The organism is Aliirhizobium cellulosilyticum (assembly GCF_014198105.1).
Taxonomy (GTDB): domain Bacteria; phylum Pseudomonadota; class Alphaproteobacteria; order Rhizobiales; family Rhizobiaceae; genus Neorhizobium; species Neorhizobium cellulosilyticum.
This window is the reverse complement of record NZ_JACIGW010000001.1, coordinates 994771-1019148: the sequence shown is the minus strand read 5'-3', so window position 1 is coordinate 1019148 and position 24378 is coordinate 994771. Positions and strand designations below refer to the sequence as shown.

Sequence of the window (24378 nt, the reverse complement as noted above, 5' to 3'; positions counted from 1 at the left end):
TTCAAATGGCCCGCTTTCAGCGGGCCATTTCTTTTTGGCGCTTCACCAGCATCCAGAAACGAACGCATAGGAAGATAGCGGCAGCGGCAAGTCCCAGCACGAAGCCGAACCAGACACCCTTGCCGCCGAGACCGAGCGGGAAGGCAAAGACATAGGCGCAGACGAAACCGATCGGCCAATAGGCGATCAGCGCAAGGATCATCGGGATTTTCGTATCCTTGAGACCGCGCAGCAGCCCGGCGCCGACTGCCTGCAGACCATCAACCAACTGAAATGCCCCGGCAATCACGATCAGCGGCGCGGCAAGCGCCAGCACGGCAGCGGCATCGTGTTGAGTCGTATCCAGAAACAGCCCCCCCCAGAAGAACGGGAACGCCGCATAAAGAATGCTGCCAACGATCGCGAAAACGACGCTGACGACAAGAACCGCGATCCCTGCCCGTTTCACCCCGAGATCATCACCGCGACCGTTTGCAAGTCCGACACGAACGGTCGCCACCTGCGCCAGCCCCAGCGGGATCATGAAGGCGATCGACGCCAGTTGAAGCGCGATACCATGGGCCGCAAGCTCCAGCTTGCCGATCATTCCCATCAGCAGCGATGCGGCCGCAAACAGGCTGGTTTCGGCGAGAATGGTGAAGCTGATCGGAAGACCGAGGACAAGTACCTCGCGAATGATCGGCCAGTCAGGGCGCCAGAAACGCACGAATATCTCGTAGGCTCGTGTCGCTTCATGCATCTGCACATAGGCGATGATGATGATGAAGCCGGTAAGATTGGCGCAGACGGCCGCAAGGGCTGCACCGTAGATACCAAGCCGAGGTGCGCCGAAATGGCCGAAGATCGTCAGATAGGCCACCACGAAGTTCATCGCGAACATTCCGAGCGTGACATAGAGAACGATGCTGCCCTTCTCGAGCCCGGTCACGAAGCTGCGGATCGCGAACAGGCCGAGCGCCGGGAACATGCCCCATTGCGCGATGCGCAGATAACCCTGGGCATTCGCCGCCACATCCGGCGCCTGGCCGAGCGCAAGCAGGATCGGCTCGGAAAACCAGAGGATCGGCGCCATCAGGGCGCAATAGGCGATGACGACCCAAAGCCCCATGCGAACCGCACGCCTGACACCCACCTTGTCATTATGGCCGAGGGCCTGCGCAACGAGCGGAATGACGGCGCTGGTAAAGCCCGTGCCGAAGATGAAGACAATGAAAAACGCCTGTGTCGCGATAACGACGGACGCAAGCTCCGTGGTACCGAGCCAGCCAACGAGGATGACGTCGGTCGTATGGATCGCCATCTGCGCCAGCTGCGCGCCGACAAGCGGGATCCCAAGAGCAAACGTGGCGCGCAGATGTCCCGCCCACGAGCTTTCCCGGCTTTCGATTGCGACCGTGTTGAGCGAACTCGACATTTCAAACCTCGATAAAAGAAAAGGCCGCTTCCAGAAAATGGTCAGCGGCGCAGCACTTTGCCTATAAAGGCGGCAGGTTTTCCGGGCAAGGCTGGTGGTCCATCCAGCAGTTTTTGTGCGACTTACTTCACGAAACCTGATGGATCGCGCGAGCGGCAGAGGTATCTCGCGATATGCGCGCAACGAACACGATCGCTGCGCACGCCATGAAGATGGCCGCCATCAGGTAGGGCGCACCGGCAAATTCGACGATCGCGCCCTCCCCGGTGAACCTGCTGAAAAGCTGGGTGAATATGGCCGGCCCGATAATGGTCGTGAGACTGGTCATGCTCGTCATCGCACCCTGCAATTCCCCTTGCGCCGACGGCGGCACCTTGGCCGAGGCGATGCTGCGCAGCGCGGGATCGGCAACATTCTCGATCGTCGTCAACAGGATGACGGCATAGACCATCCAGCCTTCCCAGGAGAAGGCATAGCCGGCGAGACCGAGACAGGAAAAACAGATCCCGAGCACGCTCGTTCGCCACTCGCCGAGAACCGGAATGAGGCGAGGCAGGACAAACACCATGACCAGCGCCGCGCAAATGCCGAACAGGCCGAGCGACAATCCGATCTGCGCCTCGCTCCAGCCGTAGCGATAGGTCGAGACGAAGGACCAGACGGACGGATAAACGGCGTGAGAAAGCCAGTAGAGAAACATCACCAGCAATATCCAGCCGACACCGGAATAGTGGCGCATCTGGCGCAGCGCCCCAAGCGGATTGGCACGTCGCCAGTCGAAAGCCCGCCGATTGTGCCGCTCTAGTGTTTCCGGCAGCAGGAACCATGCCGCGATAAAGTTGGCGAGAGACAGCAGACCCGCCCCCAGAAACGGTACACGCGGTCCGAATTCTCCCAACAGGCCGCCGATCACAGGCCCGATCGTGAAGCCAACCCCGAAGGCGATGCCGATCAGGCCAAAATTGCGTGCCCGCGTGCGGTCGTTACTGATATCGGCGATATAGGCGGAACAGGTGGCAAAACTGCCGCCTGAAAATCCGGCCAGCGCACGGCCGATGAAAAGCATCCAGAAACTGGTCGCGGCGGCGCAGATAAGATTGTCGATGGCAAAGGTCAGCACCGAGATGAGCAGGATCGGCCGACGCCCGAAGCGATCGGACAAATTGCCGATCAGCGGCGCAAAGAGGAACTGCATCGCCGAATAAATCAGCAGAAGCCAACCACCGTCGATCGCAGCAGCGCTGACATCATCCCCTGTCAGTTCCTGCAGGAAGGCCGGCAGGACCGGCATGATAATCGCGATACCGATGACATCCAGAAACAGAATGACGAAGACGAGAAATAGGCCACGGCGCACGGATTTAGGTTCGAGCATCGAATGCCTCTCTCAACATCTCACCTGGAAAAGACGATCGGATCGCCGGGACGACTACATAACGGAAAAAGAAAATCGGAACAATACAGGAACATCTCAAAATTTCTGATGCGGGCGATGACGGAATCGCGCCTATATCCTTCGGCAATCAGGGGGCGAGCGTAATGATTGAGTTGATTTGGCAGGGCATATTGATCGGCATCGGGGCAACGGTGCTTATGGATATCTGGGCGCTTGTCCTGCATTTCGTCTACCAGCAGCCCAAGCCGAACTGGGCGCCCGCAGGCCGCTGGTTCCGGCATCTGGCAAAGGGCAAGGTCTTCCACGACAGCATTGCAACCGCAGAACCTTATCGTCATGAACTGGCACTTGGCTGGATCGGCCACTATGCCGTCGGCATCCTTTACGGTGTCATTCTTGTCCTGATCATGGGACCGGACTGGATGCGCTCCCCAACGTTCCTGCCCGCCTGGGTTCTCGGCATCGTGACGATCGGCGCTGGCTGGTTCCTGATGCAGCCCGGCATGGGCCTCGGCTGGGCGGCATCGAAAGCGCCTAACCCGAAGAAGGTAAGGCTGCTGAACTTCGTCGCCCACACGGTTTTCGCACTCGGACTATACGCAACGGCGCTGCTGATCCGCTGATATCCGACTGAACGCCGTCGTTTGAACCGCATGAGATGACGGCAACGAGGTGCTGATCCGCCGCACCATCTCAGGTAGATCTGCAATCGTTGACTTCCCGTTTATCACGACGAATTAAAATGGGCGCGCAATACCCTTGCCCGACGTTGTGAAACATTCTGCGTCGGCGAACAGATGGCGGTTCAGGATGCGACTGAGTACGATCACACATCTTGCCTATGCGGTAACCCTCGTTCTCACGGCCATATCGGCCTCCACCTTCATATTGTCCGCGAGAAGCGCGTCGCAGGAGCGCACGGCGATCCAGCAACATCTTGAGTTGGATGATCTGGCGGAAGAACTGGCGGTCATCGCCGAGAGCCGCACAGACGAGGCGCGCCTTTATGTGATGCGCGGCGATGAACAGCATCTGGCACGGTTCTACGTGGATGACGATCAGGAAGGACATCTTGAAGGCAGTATCGCAAAGCTGTCCAGCCTCGGCCTCTCGCCGGAAGAAAAGACGATGTTCGACCGCATCCGAAATGCGGCAGATGCTATCGACGCGATCGAAAAGGAAGCCATCAGCGCCTATCGTGCTGGCCGGCAGAATGACGCTCAGCAGACTCTATTTGGTGACGAGCATTATCGCCTGCACACAGAGCTTTTGAAGCAAGTCGAAGCGGTGAGAGCCAGTGTTACCGCACGTTCGCAGGTCGCGGTTGATGCAGCCAAGGCCCGAAGCGACTTCTTCGGCAACATCGCGAAATCCATGCTGGTTTTGACGGCGCTGATGTTTCTGGCGGTGCTTTATTTTGTCCTGAGCCGGCGCGTGGCGCTGCCGCTGATCAGGATGAGCAACGTCGTCACCCGGCTGGCACGCCAGGATTACGATGTCGAGGTTCTGGACGACGGAAGGCGGGATGAGATCGGCGAAATGAACCACGCCATCCAGATTTTCCGCAACAATGGCCTGGAAAGGGAGCGCCTCGACGCCGAACGCCGCAAGGATCAGCGCATGAAGGACCTGATGTTGCAGATGATGCATCGGGTGCAGGCCTGCCAGAACCAGGAGGAACTTTCGGATGTCGTCTCGCGCTTCATGCCGCAGATTTTTCCGGATGCCGCCGGCCACCTGTTCATCCTGAAGGAACAGGGATCGACCCTTCACTCCTTGGGACAGTGGTCTGATCCCGCCGCATCCGAACTGCATTTTTCGATCGACGATTGCTGGGCGCTGCGGCGTGGCCGTCCGCATTTCAGCGAGCCTGATGGTGACGACGTCATCTGCCACCACATCCACATGGCCGAAAACAGCAATCTTTGCATCCCGCTCACTGCGCTGGGAGAGATCGTGGGGCTCCTCTATCTCGAAACGTCTGTCCACAATCACGCCTCACCTGCCGATCGCCTCTATTTCGAGCTGCTGGCGGAAAACGTCGGCCTTGCGGTCGCCAACCTGCAGCTTCGGCAACGCCTTGTTGGCATGGCGAAACGCGATGCGCTGACGGGACTGATGAACCGCCGCTCTCTCGATGAGGCACTCAATCGGCTTGTCGAAGACCCCGGCGCCTCGCTTGCATGCCTGATGATCGATATCGACCACTTCAAGCGCTTCAACGATCAGTTCGGTCATGATGCCGGGGATGCTGTCATGCAATATGTCGCGCGTATTCTGTCGGAAGTCGTGACCGGCAAGGGCGACGTGTTTCGGTTCGGCGGCGAGGAATTCACCGTCCTTTTGCCGGGATTGACCGCGGAAGATGCCGAGAAGATCGCCGAGCAGTTGAGGCAATCCGTCGAAAGCTCCCCCGTGTCATATCGTGGACGCCTGCTCGATCCCGTCACCATTTCTCTTGGCATTTCGACATCCCCGCAAGCCGGCACCATATCGACCGTATTGGAACGGGCAGACCGCGCCTTGCTTTCAGCCAAGAGGAATGGTCGCAACCGGTGGATCCAGGACGGCACTCTTGATCAGCAATGACGTCTGACGCCACATCCGGCAACCGAACCGAAAAGCATAACCCTAACTGACCTGATCGGGGATCATTTCGGTTTCGGCGAAAAAACATGCCGGCAATTTCAGTCTTTTGCGGAAATGCAGCGCGTTTTTCATCCTCGCCTCGCAAGCATCCGCTACAATCATCACGTCATCGGGCGGGAAACCGGGTTCGCGAACCGGAAGTCCTAAAACGGGTCTGAACCCGGTTTTCGATGATGGCCGCGAATGCCGGAAAGACGGGAATTGACAAGTCTCGTACGGAAAGCAGCAAACGGTCGGGGCAGGCAAATGCCTACCACCAAACCATTACAGACGACGCCTGCCCCCACTCCCGCATAGAAATCACCCCGCCGGCCACCCGGCAGGGCCGCATCTGCTGCGTGAAAATATGTGTCTGCAGCCCCTCAGACATCCCCCGAAAACGTATCGCAGGAATTCATGTCGCCGCTGTCGAAACCGCGCTTGAACCAGCGCATCCGCTGGGCGGAGGTACCGTGGTTGAAGCTTTCCGGCACGACATACCCTTGCGTCCGCTTCTGCAGCGTATCGTCACCGATCTGCTGCGCGGCATTGAGCGCCTCCTCGAGGTCGCCCTGGCTGAGAAAGCCCTTCTGATCAGTGCGCTTGCCCCACACGCCGGCAAAGCAATCCGCCTGCAGCTCGACGCGTACAGACATCTGGTTTGCCTCGGTCTCGCTCATCCGCTGGCGCATCTGGTTGAACTTCGGCAGCACGCCGATCAGGTTTTGAACGTGATGGCCGACTTCATGCGCGATCACATAAGCTTCGGCGAAATCGCCGGAAGCACCGAAGCGCTGCGAGAGTTCGTTGAAAAATGTCGTGTCGAGGTAGAGCTTGCGGTCTCCCGGGCAATAAAACGGTCCAGACGCCGATGAGGCAAAGCCGCAGGCCGACCGCACCTGGCCCGAAAAGAGCACAAGTGTCGGATCCTGATATGCCTGTCCGGAAGACTTGAAGATTTCCGACCATGTGTCTTCAGTATCGGCGAGAACCGTGCGCACGAAGGCGGTCATCTCGTCATTGGCCGGCGTGCCCTGTTGCGTCTGCTGCGAGCTGCCATCGCCATCAAAGCCGATATCGCCGCCTGAAAGCAGCGTCAGCGGGTTGATGCCGGTGATCCAGCAGATGATCAGCACGACGACAATGCCGCCGATGCTGAGGCCACCGCCGCCTCTTCGACCGCCCCCGATCGGGATACGCATCCCGCCGCGACCGAACGGGCTCCCTCCCATGGAAGCCCCGCGCTGATCCTCGACATTGTCCGACTGCCGGCGACCCTTCCATTCCATATTGCCCACTCCTCGACGGCTTCATGTATTAAGAAAGGACAATATAGCGCAACGGCGAGGAAAGGCGATGAGGGATTGGCGAAATGCCCTCACGCCACCTGCAGCTGCTTCTTGCTCGGCAAAAACACCGTCAGCAATCCGATCGCCGGCAGGAACGAGCAGACGCCGTAGACGAAGATGATCCCGTGGCTATCCGCCAGCACGCCGAGCACTGCCGCCGCGATACCACCGACACCGAAGGCGATACCGAAGAAGATGCCGGCAATCATGCCGACACGACCGGGCACCAGCTCCTGCGCCATCACGATGATCGCCGGGAAGGATGAGGCCATGATGAAGCCGATGATAGCCGAGAGGATGATCGTCAGCGGCAGGTTTGCGTAAGGCATGGCGAGCGTGAACGGCAACACGCCAAGGATCGAGACCCAGATCACCACTTTCGAGCCGAACCGGTCGCCGATCGGACCGCCGACAACGGTGCCGAGTGCCACTGCACCGAGGAATACGAACAGCATGATCTGCGACATCTGCACCGAAACGCCGAACCGCTCGATCGCAAAGAAGGTGTAATAGCTGCTGATCGACGCCATATAGGCGTTCTTCGAGAAGGTCAGGATGGTCAGCACGACAAGCGCGATGACGACCGTGTTCTTCGACAGGTTATGGGCGCCGAGAGCCTTCTTCTTTCCTTTGTTGGCGGCCATATGCGCCTTGTACCAGCGGGCGATCCAGGTCAGGACGATGATGCCGAGAAGCGCCATGGCGGAGAACCATCCGACACTGCCCTGCCCCATCGGCACGATGATGAAGGCGGCAAGCAGCGGCCCGATCGACTGGCCGAAATTGCCGCCGACCTGGAAGGTTGCCTGCGCAAAACCGTAACGCCCGCCCGCGGCTAGCCGCGCGACACGCGAGGCCTCCGGGTGGAAGACGGCCGAACCGATGCCCACAAGACCGGCAGCAGCCACCAGAATTCCGTAGGTCGGCGCCCATGCAAGCAGGAGCAAGCCGAAGAAGGTCGATGCCATGCCGACCGGCAACGAATAGGGATAGGGCTTCTTGTCCGTGACAATCCCGATGACCGGCTGAAGCAGCGAAGCGGTGCACTGGAATGCAAGTGTCAGGATGCCGATCTGCCAGAAGTCCAGATGGAAGTCCGCCTTCAGCATCGGATAGATAGCCGAGATCATCGACTGCATGATGTCGTTGAGCATATGGCAGAAACTCGCCGCCAGAATGATCGGCAGCACTGTCTTTTCTGCCGCAGCGCTTGCTGTCGGCTTTGATGTTGCATCAGCCATGAAATTCTCTCCCGGCCAGCGGACGCTGCCGTCCGAAGTTCCTGCCGCATGTGTTCTTGATGAACGGCAGGAATAGTACCGGTGAGTTCGGCTGTCCATGCCAGCCATGCCACGAGCGGTACGGTTACGTAATACGTCTTCCGGCAAGAAAGCCGCTATGACGCAACCGGCAATGAAGGAACGGTCACAGTGGGATGCGTCCGCTCCCACCGACGCTTCAGGAACGCCATCAAAGCGTAATATGCTGCGACAACCACAGTCATCGAGACATAACCATCAATCGCGTAATGCCAGCCGAGATAAACTGAACTGATCTGGATGAATGCGACATAGGCGAAGGCGACCACACCGAGACGGCGGGAGTAGCCGTTGAGGAAAAGCGCATTCAGCGTGATCAGGCCGACATGAATGCTCGGAAAGGCGGAAATACCGCTGCCCAAACCGGCGCTGCCGCTCTCATGCAGTGCCCAAAGATAGGTCTGGTATTCGGCAGCAGAACTCCCTCCGTCGCCTCGGCTCAAGAAAGCGATGAGGCCGGCGAACCGTGCCTGGTCGCCGACGACCGCACCATAGAAGGCCGGCCCTGCCGACAGAAACAGCCCCGCGAGAATATTGCCGCAGCCGATCCAGACGAAAGCGAAAAGCAGCAGATAACGTTTTCTGATCCCGTCAGCCGATGGCGACGTGGCAACGAAGAACAGGGCGCCGAAGCACAGAATGAACCAGAGAACGTTGTAGTTGAATTCGATGACGCTCCTGGCCCAGTCCTGCCCAAGCACCGAATGGAGCAAGATCCAGGGATCGACGCCGAAATGCAGCCACGCATCTATATCCGCTTGAGCACGATCATCGATGAACCCACCTCGCAAGGCAGGCAACATGTTCTTGATTGACGTGAAGCTGCCTTGAAAGAACATCAGTCCTCCCAGCAGCAAGACGCCGGAAATCAGCCCAGCCATTCTCTTCGCCGAAAAAATCCGACGGAAAGCCAGTCTACGCCGGCGATCGAAGCGATGCACCAGCCAAAACAAGTCGAAGGAGATCGCGATCACCGGCATGACGATCAGAAACACCTTTGTCCACTGACCAAAGTAGAGATCGTGCGACAACATAGGAAAAAAGCCACCAAACCACGCCAAATAGATGGCGAGCAAAGTGTATAATAACGTTATAATATAGAAATAAGCATCGGAACGCAGGCGCTTGAGCACATCAACAGCAGTCAAAATCGGAATTGATCGCAGATATCCTGCAGACATGACTTGGCCCCCAGTCAAAAAACAATCCAGAATTCTGAAAATACCCCGGAGACTCAAGTATTCCCGAGTAATTAACTTTCGATTATACCCGCGGCTTCAATCCACCACGATTCCTGTCGATTTGCCGATTTATGGGGTTCTCATAGGCCGCACATTTGCCTATAAGCCGCGTCTAGCCAGAAAAATGATGCGCACGTGACCCGACCGGAGCTACCCACGCCCCGTGCCGGCTTTTCGCGCAGACAAAGAGCGGATAGAGACCATGCCAAAGCGCCAAGATATCAAATCGATCCTCATCATCGGCGCGGGTCCGATCGTTATCGGTCAGGCATGTGAGTTCGACTATTCCGGCACCCAGGCCTGCAAGGCGCTGAGGGAAGAAGGCTACCGGGTCATCCTGGTCAATTCCAACCCGGCAACCATCATGACCGATCCGGGCCTCGCCGACGCAACTTACGTCGAGCCGATCACGCCGGAAGTCGTTGCCAAGATCATCGCCAAGGAACGCCCGGACGCACTGCTGCCGACCATGGGTGGCCAGACCGCGCTCAACACCGCGCTGTCCCTGAAGCGGATGGGCGTGCTTGATCGCTACAATGTCGAAATGATCGGCGCCAAGCCGGAAGCCATCGACAAGGCCGAAGATCGCGCCCTCTTCCGTGAGGCGATGGCAAAGATCGGCCTCGAGACACCGAAGTCGATGCTCGCCAACGCCACAGAAATCAAGGATGCCGACCGCAAGAAGCACGAGGCTGCCCGCGCGGAACTGAAGGGCAAGCTTTCCGGCGCCGAACTGGATAAGGCGCTTGATGCGCTTGAAAACCAGTGGAATCTAGGTGAGAGCGACCGCAAGCAGCGCTACATGGCACATGCCATGGCGATCGGCGCCCAGGCGCTCGACGTCGTCGGCCTGCCCGCCATCATCCGCCCGTCCTTCACCCTCGGCGGCACCGGCGGCGGCATTGCCTACAACCGCTCGGAATTCTTCGAGATCGTCGGCTCCGGCCTCGACGCCTCGCCGACTACCGAAGTGCTGATTGAAGAATCGGTCCTCGGCTGGAAAGAGTATGAAATGGAAGTCATCCGCGACAAGGCGGATAACTGCATCATCATCTGCTCGATTGAAAACATCGACCCGATGGGCGTCCACACGGGCGACTCGATCACCGTCGCGCCGGCCCTGACGCTGACCGACAAGGAATACCAGATCATGCGTAACGCCTCGATCGCGGTCCTGCGCGAGATCGGCGTTGAAACCGGCGGCTCGAACGTACAGTTCGCCGTCAACCCGGCTGACGGCCGTCTCGTCGTCATCGAAATGAACCCGCGCGTCTCGCGCTCGTCGGCTCTGGCTTCGAAGGCCACCGGCTTCCCGATCGCCAAGGTCGCGGCTAAGCTCGCCATCGGCTACACGCTCGACGAACTGGACAACGACATCACCGGCGGCGCGACGCCGGCCTCGTTCGAACCGTCCATCGACTATGTCGTCACCAAGATCCCGCGTTTCGCCTTCGAAAAATTCCCGGGTGCCTCGCCGGTCCTGACCACCGCGATGAAGTCTGTCGGCGAAGTCATGGCGATCGGCCGTACTTTTGCTGAATCGCTGCAGAAGGCCCTGCGCGGTATGGAAACCGGCCTGACCGGCCTCGACGAGATCGAGATCCCCGGCCTTGGCGAAGGTGACGACCACAATGCCATCCGCGCTGTGATCGGCACCCCGACGCCGGACCGTCTGCGCCAGGTCGCCCAGGCGCTGCGCCTCGGCATGACCGAAAACGAAGTCCACGAAGCTTGCAAGATCGACCCGTGGTTCATCGCCCAGTTGAAGGCGATCGTCGACATGGAAGCTCGCATTCGCGAGCATGGCCTGCCGGCGGATGCCGAAAACCTGCGCATGCTGAAGGCCATGGGCTTCTCCGACGCCCGCCTCGCCTCGCTCACCCACAAGCGCCCGAAGGAAGTCGCCGAACATCGTAACGCACTCAACGTACGCCCGGTCTTCAAGCGTATTGACACCTGCGCCGCCGAATTTGCTTCGCCGACCGCCTATATGTACTCGACCTACGAGACGCCTTTCGTCGGTGAACTGCGCTCGGAAGCTGAAGTCTCCACCGCCAAAAAGGTCGTCATCCTCGGCGGTGGCCCGAACCGTATCGGCCAGGGCATCGAGTTCGATTATTGCTGCTGCCACGCCGCCTTCGCGCTGAAGGATGCAGGCTATGAAGCGATCATGATCAACTGCAACCCGGAAACCGTCTCGACCGACTACGACACGTCCGATCGCCTCTACTTCGAACCGCTGACGGCCGAAGACGTGATCGAGATCCTTCGGGCAGAACAGGAAAAGGGCGAAGTCGTCGGCGTTATCGTCCAGTTCGGCGGCCAGACCCCACTGAAGCTTGCCGAAGCGCTGGAAAAGAACGGCATCCCGATCCTCGGCACCGCGCCCGACATGATCGACCTGGCCGAAGACCGCGACCGCTTCCAGAAGCTGCTGATGAAGCTTGACCTGACGCAGCCGAACAACGGCATCGCCTATTCGGTCGAACAGGCCCGCACCGTCGCCTCCGAGATCGGCTTCCCGCTGGTCGTGCGCCCCTCCTATGTTCTGGGTGGCCGCGCCATGCAGATCCTGCATTCGGAAAGCCAGCTGCAGACCTACCTGCTCGACACGGTTCCCGAACTTGTTCCGGAAGACATCAAGCAGCGTTACCCGAATGACAAGACCGGCCAGATCAACACCCTGCTCGGCAAGAACCCGCTCCTCTTCGACAGCTATCTGTCGAACGCGATCGAAGTCGACGTCGACTGCCTCTGCGACGGCACGGACGTCTTCATCGCCGGCATCATGGAGCATATCGAGGAAGCCGGTATCCATTCGGGTGATAGTGCCTGCTCGCTGCCGCCGCGCACGCTTTCCGGAGCAATGATCGACGAGCTGGAACGCCAGGCCAAGGCAATGGCCAAAGCGCTCAATGTCGTCGGCCTGATGAACGTCCAGTTCGCCATCAAGGATGGCACGGTCTACGTTCTCGAAGTCAACCCGCGCGCCTCGCGTACGGTCCCCTTCGTGGCGAAGACGATCGGTGCACCGATTGCCAAGATCGCAGCCCGCGCCATGGCAGGCGAAAAGCTCGATCCGTTGTTCAGCGCCTACGGCACCAAGCCGGATCCGCGCAACCTCAAGCATATCGCCGTCAAGGAAGCTGTCTTCCCGTTCGCGCGTTTCCCCGGCGTCGACACGCTGCTCGGCCCGGAAATGCGCTCGACCGGTGAAGTCATCGGCCTTGACACCGACTTCGCGCTGGCATTCGCCAAATCGCAGCTCGGCGCCGGCGTGGAACTGCCGCGCGAAGGGACGGTGTTCGTTTCCGTCCGCGATTCTGACAAGGATCGCGTACTGCCGGCAATCAAGATCCTTACCGAAATCGGCTTCAAGGTTCTCGCGACCGGTGGCACCCAGCGCTTCCTGGCAGAAAACGGTATCGAGGCCACCAAGATCAACAAGGTACTGGAAGGCCGTCCGCATATCGAGGATGCCATTCGTAACCGTCAGGTCCAGTTGGTCATCAACACGACCGACGGAAACAAGGCGATCTCCGACTCGAAATCGCTGCGCCGCGCCACCCTGATGCAAAAGGTGCCTTATTACACGACCATGGCAGGTGCCGAAGCCGCAGCCATGGCAATCAAGGCGCTGAAAGCCGGCAATCTCGAAGTTCGCCCGCTGCAGGCCTACTTCTGAGCAATATACGAGCCGGCCAGCATTCCTGTTGACCGGCTCTTTTTCGCTCCGCTATCTACCTGGTCGGTGACTTGACTAACCGATGTAGGTACGGAGGAAGACCATGGTCGATCATGTGAACCGCTCGCTTGTCATCGAAAACGAACGTGTCTTCGCCACGGACCGCGCCACGCTGTTCAGAGCTTTTTCAGATAAGACACTCTTGGAAAAGTGGTGGGGACCACACGGCTTCACCAACCGCATCGAGAAATTCGACTTCGTCGATGGCGGCACATGGGTGATCGTCATGACATCCTCCAGCGACACCGACTTCGAGAATCATTGGACGTTCGACGAGATCCTGCAGGATGAGCGTATTGCTGCGTTTCATCACGGACCGATGCACGCATTCGGCCTTGAGATCGGCTACCACGACGATGAAAACGGAACACGCCTTACCTGGCGCATGTCCTTCGAAGACACCCAGGACAATCGCGATATCGAGAAATTTCTCTCTGCCGCCAATGAGCAGAATTTAGACCGGCTGGAAACCGTGCTCTCGACCATAAAAAAGCGCCGCTGATACCAAAGCTATACGGCGATACATGCAAGGCATGTAGCGACCAAAAACAAAACCTTCAGTTGCAAATAAATAAAATGCACCCTAACTTGATTTAACTAAGTTGAGGGGATTTCATGTCGAAGAACATCGTCATTCTGTTCGATGGCACATCGAACGAGATTTCAGCGGATCGCACCAATATTCTGCGCCTCTTTGGAGCGCTGGAGCGGTCGGAACAGCAGATCGTCTATTACGATCCCGGCGTAGGCACATTCGGCGCCAGCAATGCCTGGTCGAAGGTTTATCGCAATACGATCGAGATCTGGGGACTGGCCACTGGCTGGGGCATGGACCAGAACATCAAGGAAGCTTACCGTTTTCTCATCGAGAATTACGATCCTGGGACAAAAGACACGAATGGCAGTCACACGGATCGTGACCGCATTTACATATTCGGATTTAGCCGCGGAGCGTATTCCGCAAGGGTTTTAGCTGGCTTCATCCACGCGCTCGGCCTGATGAGCCGTCAGCATCTCAACCTCCTGGATTATGCCTACAACACCTATAAGGGCATCCCCGTCCAGGAAGAGGTTGACCACGACAAACTTCAGGAAGACGAGGGACGCTCGGCCTTCGCCTCGATGCGTCTCTATGAGCGAACACTGCGCACCGGGCGCCCGCCAATCAAGCTGCTCGGCCTGTTCGATACGGTTGCCTCCGTCATAGAGCCGGGCAAGCATTGGGTGCAGATGAAGACGCACCCTTTTTCCAATATGAATCCCAGCGTCGAATGGGTACGCCATGCCGTGGCCATAGATGAACGTCGCACGATGTTTCAGCCAGAATTATGGATCCCCGATCAGGACTACAGAGGCAGCCCATTCAAGAAAGTGAAGGGGAAACAGAATTTCAAACAAGTCTGGTTTGCGGGCGTGCATGGCGATGTCGGCGGCGGCTATCCTGAGCCGGACAGCGGTCAAGTCAAGATTCCACTCGAATGGATGATCAGAGAGACCGAACCAACGGGCTTGCTTTATCGAACCCAAACCGTTGAAGATATTGTCAAAGGACAACGTAGCAACAGATATGTCAGCCTGAACGCAACAGCAGACCTGCACGATTCCATGAGCCTCGGCTGGAAACCGCTGGAGTATCTTCCTCGTCGCGTACCTGAAAACTCATGGCGCAAGCGGGGCGATAGTCGCTCGATTTATATCCCGTTCCGGGATCGTCGTTTTATTCCAGAGAGAGCCATGCTGCACAGTTCGGTACGCATCCGTATGGAGGGCGGCGGTTATAATCCGCCCAATCTACCGAAAGACCCATTCTTTGTGGATTGATGGATACCTCTCCCGAGCTGACTGACCGGCGATTGGCCGCCTCCACTTTCGCAAAGGCGGCCTGGCCCATCATGGACCCATTCATCCGGAATAATCCCGGAGGAATTTCCACATCAGAAGTGACGCGACCGCCAGCGTCGTCCACATCGCAAAAGCAACGCAGACTGACATGATCAGACTTGCGACCCGCCTCGTCATCGGGCGGCACCTCCAGGGGTTGGTCCGGGAACAACGCTAAGGGTGAATTTTCCACCTGTCTTGAAGCACTCGACGGGAACGTTAAAAGGTAAAAACCAACGGCTGGATTTTCTCGCCGCTATGTCTCGCATTGCACCATTTACGCTCCGAAACGATACCGCAATGCAGCATGCGCCTGTTGATAACCTGATTGCAGCTCACATGAGCCGTTTCACCGACGCGAAATCCTCGCGAAAACGGGCAATCTCTTTCTCTTTCAAATCCTCATCAACAATACGCAGTAGGTAGGATGGATGAACGGTAACGAATAGCGTCTTGCCTTCTTCCATTGCGATTGGCTCGCTGCGAACATCTGCCAGCTTCTGCCGCATGTCGGTCAAAGCGAAGAGTGCCGTCGCCCCCATTGCAATGATAAGTTTCGGTTTTACCAGTTCCAGTTCTTGGCGCAGCCACCAGCGGCATTGCCGAACCTCCCCCATATTAGGCTTCTGGTGGATACGCCTTTTCCCACGTGGCTGATATTTGAAATGCTTCACTGCATTGGTCACATAAAGCCTGTCGCGCTCAATCCCAGCGAGCTTCAGCGCCTCATCGAATAGCGTTCCAGCAGGACCTACAAACGGCCTCCCCGCCAGATCTTCATGGTCGCCGGGCTGTTCGCCGACCACCATCACATCTGCATTCGCTGGCCCTTCTCCAAACACTGTCTGGGTTGCTAGGCAATGGATGTCGCAACGCGTGCAGGAGCGTGCAGCTTCGCTGACCGCAGCGAGTGTTCCCACAGCAGGAAGGGGCTGTGTCGGCACCCTCGCCGCGGCCTCCTGTATGCGATGATGGAACGGCAAAGGCTCGCTCGCCTGCTTGACGGCCATTTCAAGCACATCTGCCTCTGCTTTGGCGATCATGCCGGGAATGAGTTCCGCCTCGGGCAGGTTCTTCCAGTATTTCTTCGGCATCTCGGCCATCATCATCTTCACCTTCAATCGCGCCGGATTGAAGATGGAAGCATAATAGGTGCGCCAAAGATCATCGATCTCATCACGCAGATCTGGCCTTGGTGCAGGATCGTCGTTCACCTTCAATTCGTCGCCATCCCAGGAAGCCGACCCCTTGGGCGTGGCAATCAACCAGTCCATGTCGGTAAATCGCCGTTGAAAGAAGGGCGCCACACGAGCGACGATGAAGTGATCCGGCTCGAACCACGCCACGAAGCGCCGCCGCCCCACCTTCCCCTCCGCCAGCGGAATTTCCTTGAAGCGCACGAAAGCCGTCATCTTGTGATAGTCACGCCCCACCGACTTCGCGAGCTGACGCGCCGCGGCCACATCACGATCGGTCGCCATGTTGAGCAGACCGTGCGAATGGAAAAGCCTGAACAGCAGCCGATAGAGAAGTGCAAATCGGGTTGGATCGGAATGGCAGAGAACAGCCTCGGCCAACCGGATGAAAGAAGGCTGCACACTGATTTTCGGTGGCGGATTTGCCGGCTGCGGAAGTCTGTTGTCGTCGAAGCCGAACAGGCCGTCAGCATCGTCCATCGTCCGCCATTCGATGAATTCAGGCGTAATTCCGGCCATCATGAAACCCCGGGCCGCATCCCGCCATTCATCAAGATCGCCCCGCCCCCGCAAGGAATAGCGAAACATCATAACAGCGACAGTTGCTCCGGCTTGGGTTGAAACATGGCGCGAAGATCAGACCGGTCGACCAGCCGGTGTGGCGTCCAGCCGTCACAGATGACAAAGGGTTGTATCTTCCGGAGCGACACGTTCAGTCGCTTCAGATCATCCAGCCTGAGTTTTCGGAACCGCCGAGACGACAGAATGCCGTTGACCGCTTTGGTGCCTAAACCCGGAACCCTGAGCAACATCTCGCGATCTGCACGATTGACATCGACTGGGAACCGATCGCGATGAGACAATGCCCAGGCAAGTTTTGGATCGAGATCGAGATCGAGCATTCCACCATCACGTCCCGACGTAATTTCCTCAATGTCGAACCCGTAGAAACGATAGAGCCAGTCGGCCTGGTAGAGCCGGTGTTCACGCATCAATGGCGGCTTGATCAGCGGCAGCTTTTTCGACGAATCCGGGATGGGACTGAAGGCCGAATAATAGACACGCTTCAATCCATAACTTCCGTAAAGCCTGGCACTGGTCCCAAGGATCGTGGCATCGCAGGCACCATCCGCCCCGACGATCATCTGCGTGCTCTGCCCCGCCGGTGCGAATTTGCGCCGTCGCTTGGTCTGCAATGTCGGCTCAGCCATTTCCTCGATCTTCAGTCGCAGATTCCCCATTGAGCGACGGATGTTCGCCGGCTGCTTCTCCGGTGCAAATTTCCCGATCCCGGCGTCGGTCGGCAATTCGATATTGATCGAAAGACGATCCGCATAAAGCCCCGCCTCCTCGATCAGATGAGCAGAAGCTTCAGGGATAGACTTCAGATGGATGTACCCGCGGAAGTTATGGATCGTCCGCAACTCCCTGGCGATCCGCACCATCTCCTCCATGGTGTGATCGGAGGAGCGGATGATCCCCGAAGACAGAAAAAGCCCCTCGATATAGTTGCGGCGGTAAAATTCGAGCGTAAGCCAGATCACTTCTTCCGGCGTAAAACGTGCACGCTCCACATTGCTGGAAGAACGATTGATGCAGTAGGCACAGTCGTAAATGCAGAAGTTGGTAAGCAGGATCTTCAGAAGCGAGATACAGCGTCCATCAGGCGCATAGGCATGGCAGATACCCGATCCTTCGGTCGAACCGAGCCCTCCGCTTGCCGACGAATCACGCCTCACGGTCCCGCTCGACGCGCAGGAAGCATCATATTTTGCGGCATCCGAAAGGATCGCCAATCGTTCTTTCAGCGATTTCTTCATTGCGTATGTTCACTATATGTTCCTATCGCCACTGTCAAGAGATTGACAAACGGGCGCGGTTCACATCACATGCGGCACGCGGGAGATATGGCATGGTTTCGAAATTCCTCGTAAGGGACATCGAAATTCTGATATAGTGACCCTACATTTTGACGTTGCGATGGTTCCGAAGTTTACGCTCCGGAACCTGTTTCTTTTTGTGTTCGCGGCATCCGCGGGCACGCCCCTGAAGGACAAGAAAATGGTTGAAAAGGTACCGATGACGCAGAACGGCTTTGTCCAGCTGCAGGAAGAACTGCGCTGGAGGCAGCAGGAGGAGCGTCCCCGTATCATCGAAGCGATTGCGGAAGCGCGCGCCCATGGCGACCTTTCGGAAAACGCTGAGTATCACGCTGCCAAGGAAGCCCAGAGCCACAACGAAGGGCGCATTACCGAGCTGGAAGACCTGACAGCCCGCGCAGAAGTCATCGACCTTTCCAAGATGTCCGGCTCCAAGGTCAAGTTCGGCGCCACTGTAAAACTGGTCGACGAAGATACCGAAGAGGAAAAGACCTACCAGATCGTCGGCGATCAGGAAGCCGACGTGAAGGCCGGTCGCATCTCGATCTCCTCCCCGATCGCCCGCGCCATGATCGGCAAGGAAGCAGGCGAATCAATCGAAGTCGTTGCGCCTGGCGGCTCCAAGGCCTACGAGATCCTTTCCGTTTCCTGGGGCTGATCGCCGTGGCCGAGGGCCAGAATAACATCCATCACAATCCGGCAGTCGTCGATATCGGTGAAGTCGAGGTCATAGCACCTAACTTCAAGCGGCGGCTGTCCGGCGTCACAAGTACGATCATCCAGCTGGTTCCTGTTCAACGCGCCCTTGGCTACAAGGTGGCGGCTCTTGGACCGGGCCTGCCGGATACCATCCCGCATATCCGCTTTCGTGATCTGCTTCGGCTCTGGAGCCGTCCACGAAGCGGAAAAATGCGCGTTTGGCACGCACGCCGCAATGTCGAGATGCTGCCCGCCATTATTCTACGTGATATCCTTCGCATGCCGCTGAAGATCGTCTTCACGTCGGCTTCACAGCGCCGGCATACCGGCTGGACCAGATGGCTTATTTCGAAGATGGATGCCGTCGTGGCAACCAGCGGGCGCACCGCCGCCTATCTGGACGTACCAAACACTGTCGTTATGCACGGTATCGATACTGAGCGCTTTTCGCCGGCAAAAGACAAAACCGCCGCCCGCGTCGCGCTGGGTCTTGATCCGGACAGGAAATTTGTCGGCTGCTTCGGCCGCGTCCGCCATCAGAAGGGCACGGATCTCTTCGTGGATACGATGATTTCGCTTCTGCCCTCTCGGCCAGACTGGAGAGCCATCGTCGCCGGCCGCGCCACAGGCCCGCATCTCGACTACGAAAAGCAACTGATCGGCAAAGTCGCCAAGGCTGGCCTTACCGACCGTATCCTGTTCGTCGGCGAGCATGCAAATATCAATGACTGGTATCGCGCGCTCGATCTCTTCGTTGCTCCGCAACGCTGGGAAGGATTTGGGCTTACTCCGCTGGAAGCGATGGCAGCCGCCGTTCCGGTTGTCGCCACCGATGTCGGCGCGTTTCCGGAGTTGATCGTTACAGGCAACGAGGAAACCGGCAAGATCATCATCGCCGACCTCGATGCGATGATCTCGGCAACCGCCGAATTCATCTACGATGATGCCCGCCGCCAGCAGGCAGCCACCCGCGCCCTCCACCACGCCAAGACGAACTTCAGCATCGAGGGTGAAGTTCGCAGGCTTGGCGAGGTTTATCAGAGATTTCTGACCTGACCTGCTTCGGCGCTATGGCCTTAAACTATGCGGGAAGTATCTCTCGGCGATCCAGAAACTCGATCATCGCTGTGTCCACCACCGTCTCGGATTCGATGTTCCTGACGGCAGATAGAACGCGATCTTCATATCTCTGACGCGATGCCGGCGAAGCTGGCCCTCTCTCAATCTTCTCCCTCAAATCCTGCTCGGACTTGCTGTAATAGTGATTAAGCTGAATGAAGTCCGAGGAGTAGAAGGCAGGTCCTTTTCTTCCCTTCCTTGAAAAGACTTCGCCCCGATCATTGGACGTATTCTCGCCGAAAGCTCCGGTCGAAAAATGATGAATACTCACTTCTGAGACTGCGCATGGATCGACGATGCATTTGAAGTTGCTAGCATTCTTCTTCGTCGATAGCGGATTTGCACCACGAACTGTATAATTCCGCAGGAGAGATCCGGCGGGCCTAGCCTTGTGCCCGCTTGTACCGAACATGTGCCAGGGCAGGGAAATATTCGGGAAACCCTTCGCCCCCTCCAGCGCCTCGTCCAATGTATTGCCAATTTTCGGCAGCAGAAACTCGTCTACGTCGATAAAGGCCATGCGCGCATACTGACCACCGAAGTTCAGAATGCTATGTGCAAAAGCTATGGCCTGACTATTCAGAAGGTTCTGCGTCGGCGTATCGATTAGCCGCCCCTTCCATGGAACGACTGTCAGGGCTGACGAGCCAAGTATTTCCCGCGCGATTGGGATCGTATCATCTTCGCAACCGTCATCATAAATATAGAAATGTACGACACCAACTGCGCGGTGGAATTCGATCCACTCGGCAATATACCGCGCTTCGTTCTTGACACACGTGACGATGGCGACACCAGCACGGCCCGGATCGGGCTCGGGAGGCGTGATCGTCAACTGCTTCGTGTAAGGGTGTTTCTTTTTGAAGAAGCGCATATCAACTCTATAGTGTCGCCATATCAGCGATCATGATGTGTCAGCGAAAATCGATCGCTATACCGATACCCTGCAGCCAGCAAGGCAGACTTTTCCGAGTAGCATTCTACCGAAATACCTTGTTTCGCACAGACGTCCAAAGCCGTGGCAAAATGCCCAAGAATACGAGCTTCAGCCAGTGCTATGCCGCTAAACGCGGTATCATCTTTTGTTTCATAAAAGCGAGGCGATTCGGCATTCGAAATATCAATACCGAATAATCCGATCAACTTTGGCCGGCACGCAATAAGGAATTGCATGGCCGATATCGCGACCGATCCACCTTGGAACACCCCTCTATCGGGTGCAGAAGAAATACCACCAAGTCCATTGTCGCCCATCGTGACGAAATTCAGCTGGGACAACTCGGCATCCGAACGTCTGCGAGAACCATAGGGCCTCGATATACTGTCGATTAGAATAATTCGTTTGTCCGAAAGCCAAGACGGGTCATGTTCGCATATTGCGCGGATCACCTGCACCGAGAACAAACAGATTGAATTAACGAGCACATTCTTCTGCAAGAGCTCGAAATGGCGCCAGATAAAGCGCTCGTCTTCAACAGCGATAGCAAGAGGTTGCGGGATCTTGCTGCCAAGCAGATGAGCTGCGCCATTCAAGAGTATTGCCGAGCCCGGCTCTACCTTCGCGATATCGCATGTATCGATCGAAGGAGCCGATCCGACCACATAAACCGCAGCCTGACCATGACCAAGAATCTCGTGCGACTGAAGAATGCCGACCTGGCGCCCCCGGTAAACGATCGCGCGATTTGACTGTATTGAAGTTATGGCGAGACCAGGGATATGGTCTTGAAAATGCGCCCTGTCGCTACCGAGAAAAAGCCTGGTGCCAATTTTCACGATCGATCGGATCAAGGGGCGATTTGTGCGTTTGGCCATTGCGCGCGGATCTTATCTTCTCGGTTCCCGACCTATCTGAAATGCTAAGTAAAGATCTTGTTGTCTTTTCGAAGACGATAGAGAAGCCTGCTGAGCCGCATGTTTTTTGGGCGCAAGAAAGTTCGAAAGAGCGGTACAGTTTCAACAGGACGGGCATCCATTGCCGCAATTTCTTGCTCCGTCATATACTCAAACCCGTATCTTCCGCGATTGAACGGAAACACCCGGAAGCGCCCTCGCCCGCTACGATAAATTCGCGGAAACGGAACATGCATTGCAATCGGCGCAAAAGGAAACAGGCGTTCATAGCCAAGGTCCGCAAGTCTCTCCTTGTTGGCTCGCTCCCCCTCGAGAAATTGCCATTCCAGATCGTTAAAGCGTTGCAAATGAACGATACCGACATCCGCATAAGATGTTCGGGGGCCGTAACGATAGGCACACCTTTCCCTTAAAACCTCATAGTCTCCTTGCCGCAAGAAGCGAGGATCAACCTGCAATACCTTTTCACCGCTATTGAAAAGATCTCGATACTGCCTGCCGATATTATCATCCAACGGGCGCACGAACTGCATGTCATCCTGAATCATCATCAGGAATTCGAAGCCGGCCTGTGTGGCATAGCGACAGGCCTTCTCAATGTTCAGATAAAGATTTCCGTGCCTCTTCCCCTGCTTTGGTTCTTTGGAAATGATTATGTCGCGGAAAAGTTGCCGCTTCGTCTTGAGCAGCTCGACAGTTACTGGATCTTCGCTCGCATCGTCGATCAGGATCATCTCGAACCCCGCACACATCTTCTGTGCAGACTGGATGCAGCGCTCGAGCGTAGCACCCATATTGTATGAGAATATGCAGATCAGGGTGTTCTTAGACGTCAGCATTTTCATACCCGCGGGTTTCGAGCCGCATCTCTCTGGTGAAAAGGAAGGCGGTAAGGTCTTAAACTTCCACTAGGCCGAGTTGCTTTACCTGCCGGATGGTCAGCATCGTCCTCACCGTATCGACATGTTCGTCAGCAGTCAGCACCTCGATAACGAAGTCCTGGAATTGCGTCAGGTTCTCTGCGGTACAGCGCAACAGAAAATCGCTGTCTCCATTCACCATCCAAGCCTCCCGCACCAGCGGCCACTGCTGCACCGTGGAGGCAAATCCCTTGAGGTCGGCATCCGACTGACGCTTCAATCCGACCATACAGAAGGCAGTAAGGTCGAAGCCGAGTTTCTGGCCGTTCAGGAGCGCGTGATACCCCTCGATGATACCGGCCTCTTCCAGCTTGCGCACACGCCGAAGACAGGGTGGTGCGGAAATGCCGACACGTTCGGCGAGCTCCACATTGGTGATGCGCCCGTCCTGCTGGAGCTCCTTCAGAATCTTTATATCGATGGCATCGAGATCGGCGCGGAGCACGGTATTCCCCCTTGGATGGGATGGCTTTTAATCGAAACAGCGTTTAACGCAAGGCGTAAGCAAATACAGCCCCGCGGAACCGCGCACCAGATGTCGCAGGCAAAGTTCGCAGGGATATTTGGAGAAGTTGTTACAATCCGCATGCCAAATCCGGTTCTCGACGCCATACGCTCGCGACCAACTGTCCTGTTGTTAATGCAAGCCTGCCCTTGCACTGACGCATGGATCGACATTAGATGACAGTCAAAAAGCGGCAGAACAAAAACGCCCTTCCTATATGGGGCGTAGTTCATATCCGCGCTTGAAAGGAAATATTCATGTCCGCTCGTCACACGGAAGTGCTGATCATCGGTTCAGGCCCCGCCGGATACACCGCAGCCATCTATGCAGCACGTGCCATGCTGAAGCCGGTCTTGATCGCCGGCATGGAACAGGGCGGCCAGTTGATGATCACCACGGATGTAGAGAACTATCCGGGATTCGGCGATCCCATCCAAGGCCCCTGGCTGATGGAGCAGATGCTCAAGCAGGCAACCCATGTGGGTGCAGAGATCGTCAACGACCTCGTGACCGAAGTCGAGACGACTGCCCGCCCCTTCACCGTCAAAACCGATTCCGGAACGGTCTGGACTGCGGACACGATCATCATTGCGACCGGCGCGAAGGCAAAATGGCTGGGCATTGAAAGCGAACAGCATTTCCAGGGCTTTGGCGTATCGGCCTGCGCTACCTGCGACGGCTTCTTCTATCGCAACAAGGATGTGATCGTGGTCGGCGGCGGAAACTCGGCAGTCGAGGAAGCGCTTTATCTGTCGAATATCGCCAAGTCGGTCACCGTCGTGCATCGCCGTGACGAGTTCCGATCGGAAAAAATCCTGCGCGAGCGCCTCTTCCAGCGCCCCAATGTCAAGGTCCTGTGGAATACCGAGATCCACGAGATTACCGGCAAGCCTGCCAAGCCGCCGCTTCCGCCCTCCGTGGAAGGCGTCAAGCTGCGCAACACGCTGACCGGCGCAATCACCGAACAGCCGATCGACGGCGTCTTCGTCGCCATCGGCCATGCGCCGGCAACGGAACTGTTCAAGGACAAGCTCAAGATGAAGGCAGGCGGCTATCTCTGGACCGCGCCCGATTCGACTGCAACAGACGTGCCTGGCATCTTTGCCGCCGGCGACGTGACCGACGACACCTTCCGGCAGGCGATCACCGCGGCCGGAATGGGCTGCATGGCCGCTCTTGAGGCCGAGCGTTACCTGGCCGGCATCCAGCCGGTCTCCATAGCTGCGGAGTAA

General features: G+C 57.2%; 19 protein-coding genes. 8 read left to right on the top strand and 11 right to left on the bottom strand.

Going from position 1 to position 24378, the window contains the following annotated elements:
• Window positions 1–16 precede the first annotated feature (16 nt).
• Both GGE33_RS04770 and GGE33_RS04765 read right to left on the bottom strand, forming a co-directional pair.
• On the bottom strand, window positions 17–1414 hold the full coding sequence (locus GGE33_RS04770) for an MATE family efflux transporter (RefSeq protein ID WP_148147540.1): 1398 nt from the start codon (window positions 1412–1414) through the stop codon (window positions 17–19).
• A gap of 127 nt (window positions 1415–1541) precedes the next feature.
• A complete protein-coding gene (locus GGE33_RS04765) occupies window positions 1542–2789 on the bottom strand; it encodes a TCR/Tet family MFS transporter (protein ID WP_183821423.1) in 1248 nt (415 codons plus the stop codon).
• Window positions 2790–2953: 164 nt separating this feature from the next.
• On the opposite strand from GGE33_RS04765, the gene GGE33_RS04760 reads away from it, so the two are divergent.
• On the top strand, window positions 2954–3433 hold the full coding sequence (locus GGE33_RS04760) for a DUF2938 domain-containing protein (protein WP_183821422.1): 480 nt from the start codon (window positions 2954–2956) through the stop codon (window positions 3431–3433).
• A gap of 187 nt (window positions 3434–3620) precedes the next feature.
• Window positions 3621–5399 carry a diguanylate cyclase gene (locus tag GGE33_RS04755; protein WP_183821421.1) on the top strand — a complete coding sequence of 593 codons (1779 nt, stop codon included), beginning with the start codon at window positions 3621–3623 and terminating at the stop codon, window positions 5397–5399.
• A 422-nt stretch (window positions 5400–5821) separates the two neighbouring features.
• Here the strand turns inward: GGE33_RS04755 and ypfJ are convergent, their stop codons facing one another.
• The 3 genes from ypfJ to GGE33_RS04740 form a co-directional block, all read right to left on the bottom strand.
• Window positions 5822–6727, bottom strand: a complete 906-nt coding sequence (gene ypfJ / locus GGE33_RS04750; RefSeq protein WP_183821420.1) for a KPN_02809 family neutral zinc metallopeptidase — start codon at window positions 6725–6727, stop codon at window positions 5822–5824.
• Between the two features lie 89 nt (window positions 6728–6816).
• On the bottom strand, window positions 6817–8028 hold the full coding sequence (locus GGE33_RS04745; RefSeq protein WP_148147535.1) for an MFS transporter: 1212 nt from the start codon (window positions 8026–8028) through the stop codon (window positions 6817–6819).
• A gap of 155 nt (window positions 8029–8183) precedes the next feature.
• The gene (locus GGE33_RS04740; protein ID WP_183821419.1) at window positions 8184–9239 is read right to left on the bottom strand and encodes a phosphatase PAP2 family protein; all 1056 of its coding nucleotides are present in this window, start codon (window positions 9237–9239) and stop codon (window positions 8184–8186) included.
• A gap of 310 nt (window positions 9240–9549) precedes the next feature.
• Here GGE33_RS04740 and carB point away from each other — a divergent pair, with 310 nt between their 5' ends.
• The 3 genes from carB to GGE33_RS04725 all read left to right on the top strand — a co-directional run bounded on the left by carB (window position 9550) and on the right by GGE33_RS04725 (window position 14913).
• On the top strand, window positions 9550–13032 hold the full coding sequence (gene carB, locus GGE33_RS04735; protein ID WP_183821418.1) for a carbamoyl-phosphate synthase large subunit: 3483 nt from the start codon (window positions 9550–9552) through the stop codon (window positions 13030–13032).
• 103 nt (window positions 13033–13135) lie between these two features.
• Complete coding sequence (locus GGE33_RS04730) at window positions 13136–13594, top strand: SRPBCC domain-containing protein (protein WP_183821417.1); 459 nt, start codon at window positions 13136–13138, stop codon at window positions 13592–13594.
• 113 nt (window positions 13595–13707) lie between these two features.
• Window positions 13708–14913 carry a T6SS phospholipase effector Tle1-like catalytic domain-containing protein gene (locus tag GGE33_RS04725; protein WP_148147531.1) on the top strand — a complete coding sequence of 402 codons (1206 nt, stop codon included), beginning with the start codon at window positions 13708–13710 and terminating at the stop codon, window positions 14911–14913.
• Window positions 14914–15308: 395 nt separating this feature from the next.
• On the opposite strand, the gene GGE33_RS04720 is transcribed toward GGE33_RS04725, so the two are convergent.
• Window positions 15309–16757, bottom strand: coding sequence for a UdgX family uracil-DNA binding protein (locus GGE33_RS04720; RefSeq protein ID WP_183822372.1), 1449 nt, complete (start codon window positions 16755–16757; stop codon window positions 15309–15311).
• A complete protein-coding gene (locus GGE33_RS04715) occupies window positions 16757–17989 on the bottom strand; it encodes a putative DNA modification/repair radical SAM protein (RefSeq protein WP_183821416.1) in 1233 nt (410 codons plus the stop codon). The genes GGE33_RS04720 and GGE33_RS04715 overlap by 1 nt, the downstream gene beginning before the upstream one ends.
• Before the next feature lie 241 nt (window positions 17990–18230).
• Here GGE33_RS04715 and greA point away from each other — a divergent pair, with 241 nt between their 5' ends.
• Together greA and GGE33_RS04705 are read left to right on the top strand one after the other, a co-directional pair.
• Window positions 18231–18707, top strand: a complete 477-nt coding sequence (greA, locus tag GGE33_RS04710) for a transcription elongation factor GreA (protein WP_148147529.1) — start codon at window positions 18231–18233, stop codon at window positions 18705–18707.
• A 5-nt stretch (window positions 18708–18712) separates the two neighbouring features.
• Window positions 18713–19804: a glycosyltransferase family 4 protein gene (locus GGE33_RS04705; RefSeq protein WP_343062212.1), complete on the top strand. Its 1092-nt coding sequence runs from the start codon at window positions 18713–18715 to the stop codon at window positions 19802–19804.
• Window positions 19805–19829: 25 nt separating this feature from the next.
• Here the strand turns inward: GGE33_RS04705 and GGE33_RS04700 are convergent, their stop codons facing one another.
• Genes GGE33_RS04700 through GGE33_RS04685 form a run of 4 tightly spaced genes read right to left on the bottom strand, consistent with a single transcriptional unit; the run spans window position 19830 to window position 23086 of the window.
• Window positions 19830–20741 (bottom strand): glycosyltransferase family 92 protein, encoded by a 912-nt coding sequence (locus GGE33_RS04700; RefSeq protein ID WP_183821415.1) that lies wholly within the window; start codon window positions 20739–20741, stop codon window positions 19830–19832.
• A 23-nt stretch (window positions 20742–20764) separates the two neighbouring features.
• The gene (locus tag GGE33_RS04695; RefSeq protein ID WP_183821414.1) at window positions 20765–21682 is read right to left on the bottom strand and encodes a glycosyl transferase; all 918 of its coding nucleotides are present in this window, start codon (window positions 21680–21682) and stop codon (window positions 20765–20767) included.
• Between the two features lie 44 nt (window positions 21683–21726).
• Window positions 21727–22566, bottom strand: a complete 840-nt coding sequence (locus GGE33_RS04690) for a glycosyltransferase family A protein (protein WP_183821413.1) — start codon at window positions 22564–22566, stop codon at window positions 21727–21729.
• A 52-nt stretch (window positions 22567–22618) separates the two neighbouring features.
• Window positions 22619–23086: a winged helix-turn-helix transcriptional regulator gene (locus GGE33_RS04685; RefSeq protein WP_148147525.1), complete on the bottom strand. Its 468-nt coding sequence runs from the start codon at window positions 23084–23086 to the stop codon at window positions 22619–22621.
• Between the two features lie 317 nt (window positions 23087–23403).
• Here GGE33_RS04685 and trxB point away from each other — a divergent pair, with 317 nt between their 5' ends.
• On the top strand, window positions 23404–24378 hold the full coding sequence (trxB, locus tag GGE33_RS04680) for a thioredoxin-disulfide reductase (protein ID WP_183821412.1): 975 nt from the start codon (window positions 23404–23406) through the stop codon (window positions 24376–24378).

What these genes read in the sequence shown, in the direction of transcription:
- GGE33_RS04770 (WP_148147540.1), bottom strand. Translation starts at nt 1,414, where the DNA reads ATGTCGAGTTCGCTCAACACGGTCGCAATCGAAAGCCGGGAAAGCTCG.
- GGE33_RS04765 (WP_183821423.1), bottom strand. Translation starts at nt 2,789, where the DNA reads ATGCTCGAACCTAAATCCGTGCGCCGTGGCCTATTTCTCGTCTTCGTC.
- GGE33_RS04760 (WP_183821422.1), top strand. Translation starts at nt 2,954, where the DNA reads ATGATTGAGTTGATTTGGCAGGGCATATTGATCGGCATCGGGGCAACG.
- GGE33_RS04755 (WP_183821421.1), top strand. Translation starts at nt 3,621, where the DNA reads ATGCGACTGAGTACGATCACACATCTTGCCTATGCGGTAACCCTCGTT.
- ypfJ (WP_183821420.1), bottom strand. Translation starts at nt 6,727, where the DNA reads ATGGAATGGAAGGGTCGCCGGCAGTCGGACAATGTCGAGGATCAGCGC.
- GGE33_RS04745 (WP_148147535.1), bottom strand. Translation starts at nt 8,028, where the DNA reads ATGGCTGATGCAACATCAAAGCCGACAGCAAGCGCTGCGGCAGAAAAG.
- carB (WP_183821418.1), top strand. Translation starts at nt 9,550, where the DNA reads ATGCCAAAGCGCCAAGATATCAAATCGATCCTCATCATCGGCGCGGGT.
- GGE33_RS04730 (WP_183821417.1), top strand. Translation starts at nt 13,136, where the DNA reads ATGGTCGATCATGTGAACCGCTCGCTTGTCATCGAAAACGAACGTGTC.
- GGE33_RS04725 (WP_148147531.1), top strand. Translation starts at nt 13,708, where the DNA reads ATGTCGAAGAACATCGTCATTCTGTTCGATGGCACATCGAACGAGATT.
- GGE33_RS04720 (WP_183822372.1), bottom strand. Translation starts at nt 16,757, where the DNA reads ATGTTTCGCTATTCCTTGCGGGGGCGGGGCGATCTTGATGAATGGCGG.
- GGE33_RS04715 (WP_183821416.1), bottom strand. Translation starts at nt 17,989, where the DNA reads ATGAAGAAATCGCTGAAAGAACGATTGGCGATCCTTTCGGATGCCGCA.
- greA (WP_148147529.1), top strand. Translation starts at nt 18,231, where the DNA reads ATGGTTGAAAAGGTACCGATGACGCAGAACGGCTTTGTCCAGCTGCAG.
- GGE33_RS04700 (WP_183821415.1), bottom strand. Translation starts at nt 20,741, where the DNA reads ATGCGCTTCTTCAAAAAGAAACACCCTTACACGAAGCAGTTGACGATC.
- GGE33_RS04695 (WP_183821414.1), bottom strand. Translation starts at nt 21,682, where the DNA reads ATGGCCAAACGCACAAATCGCCCCTTGATCCGATCGATCGTGAAAATT.
- GGE33_RS04690 (WP_183821413.1), bottom strand. Translation starts at nt 22,566, where the DNA reads ATGAAAATGCTGACGTCTAAGAACACCCTGATCTGCATATTCTCATAC.
- trxB (WP_183821412.1), top strand. Translation starts at nt 23,404, where the DNA reads ATGTCCGCTCGTCACACGGAAGTGCTGATCATCGGTTCAGGCCCCGCC.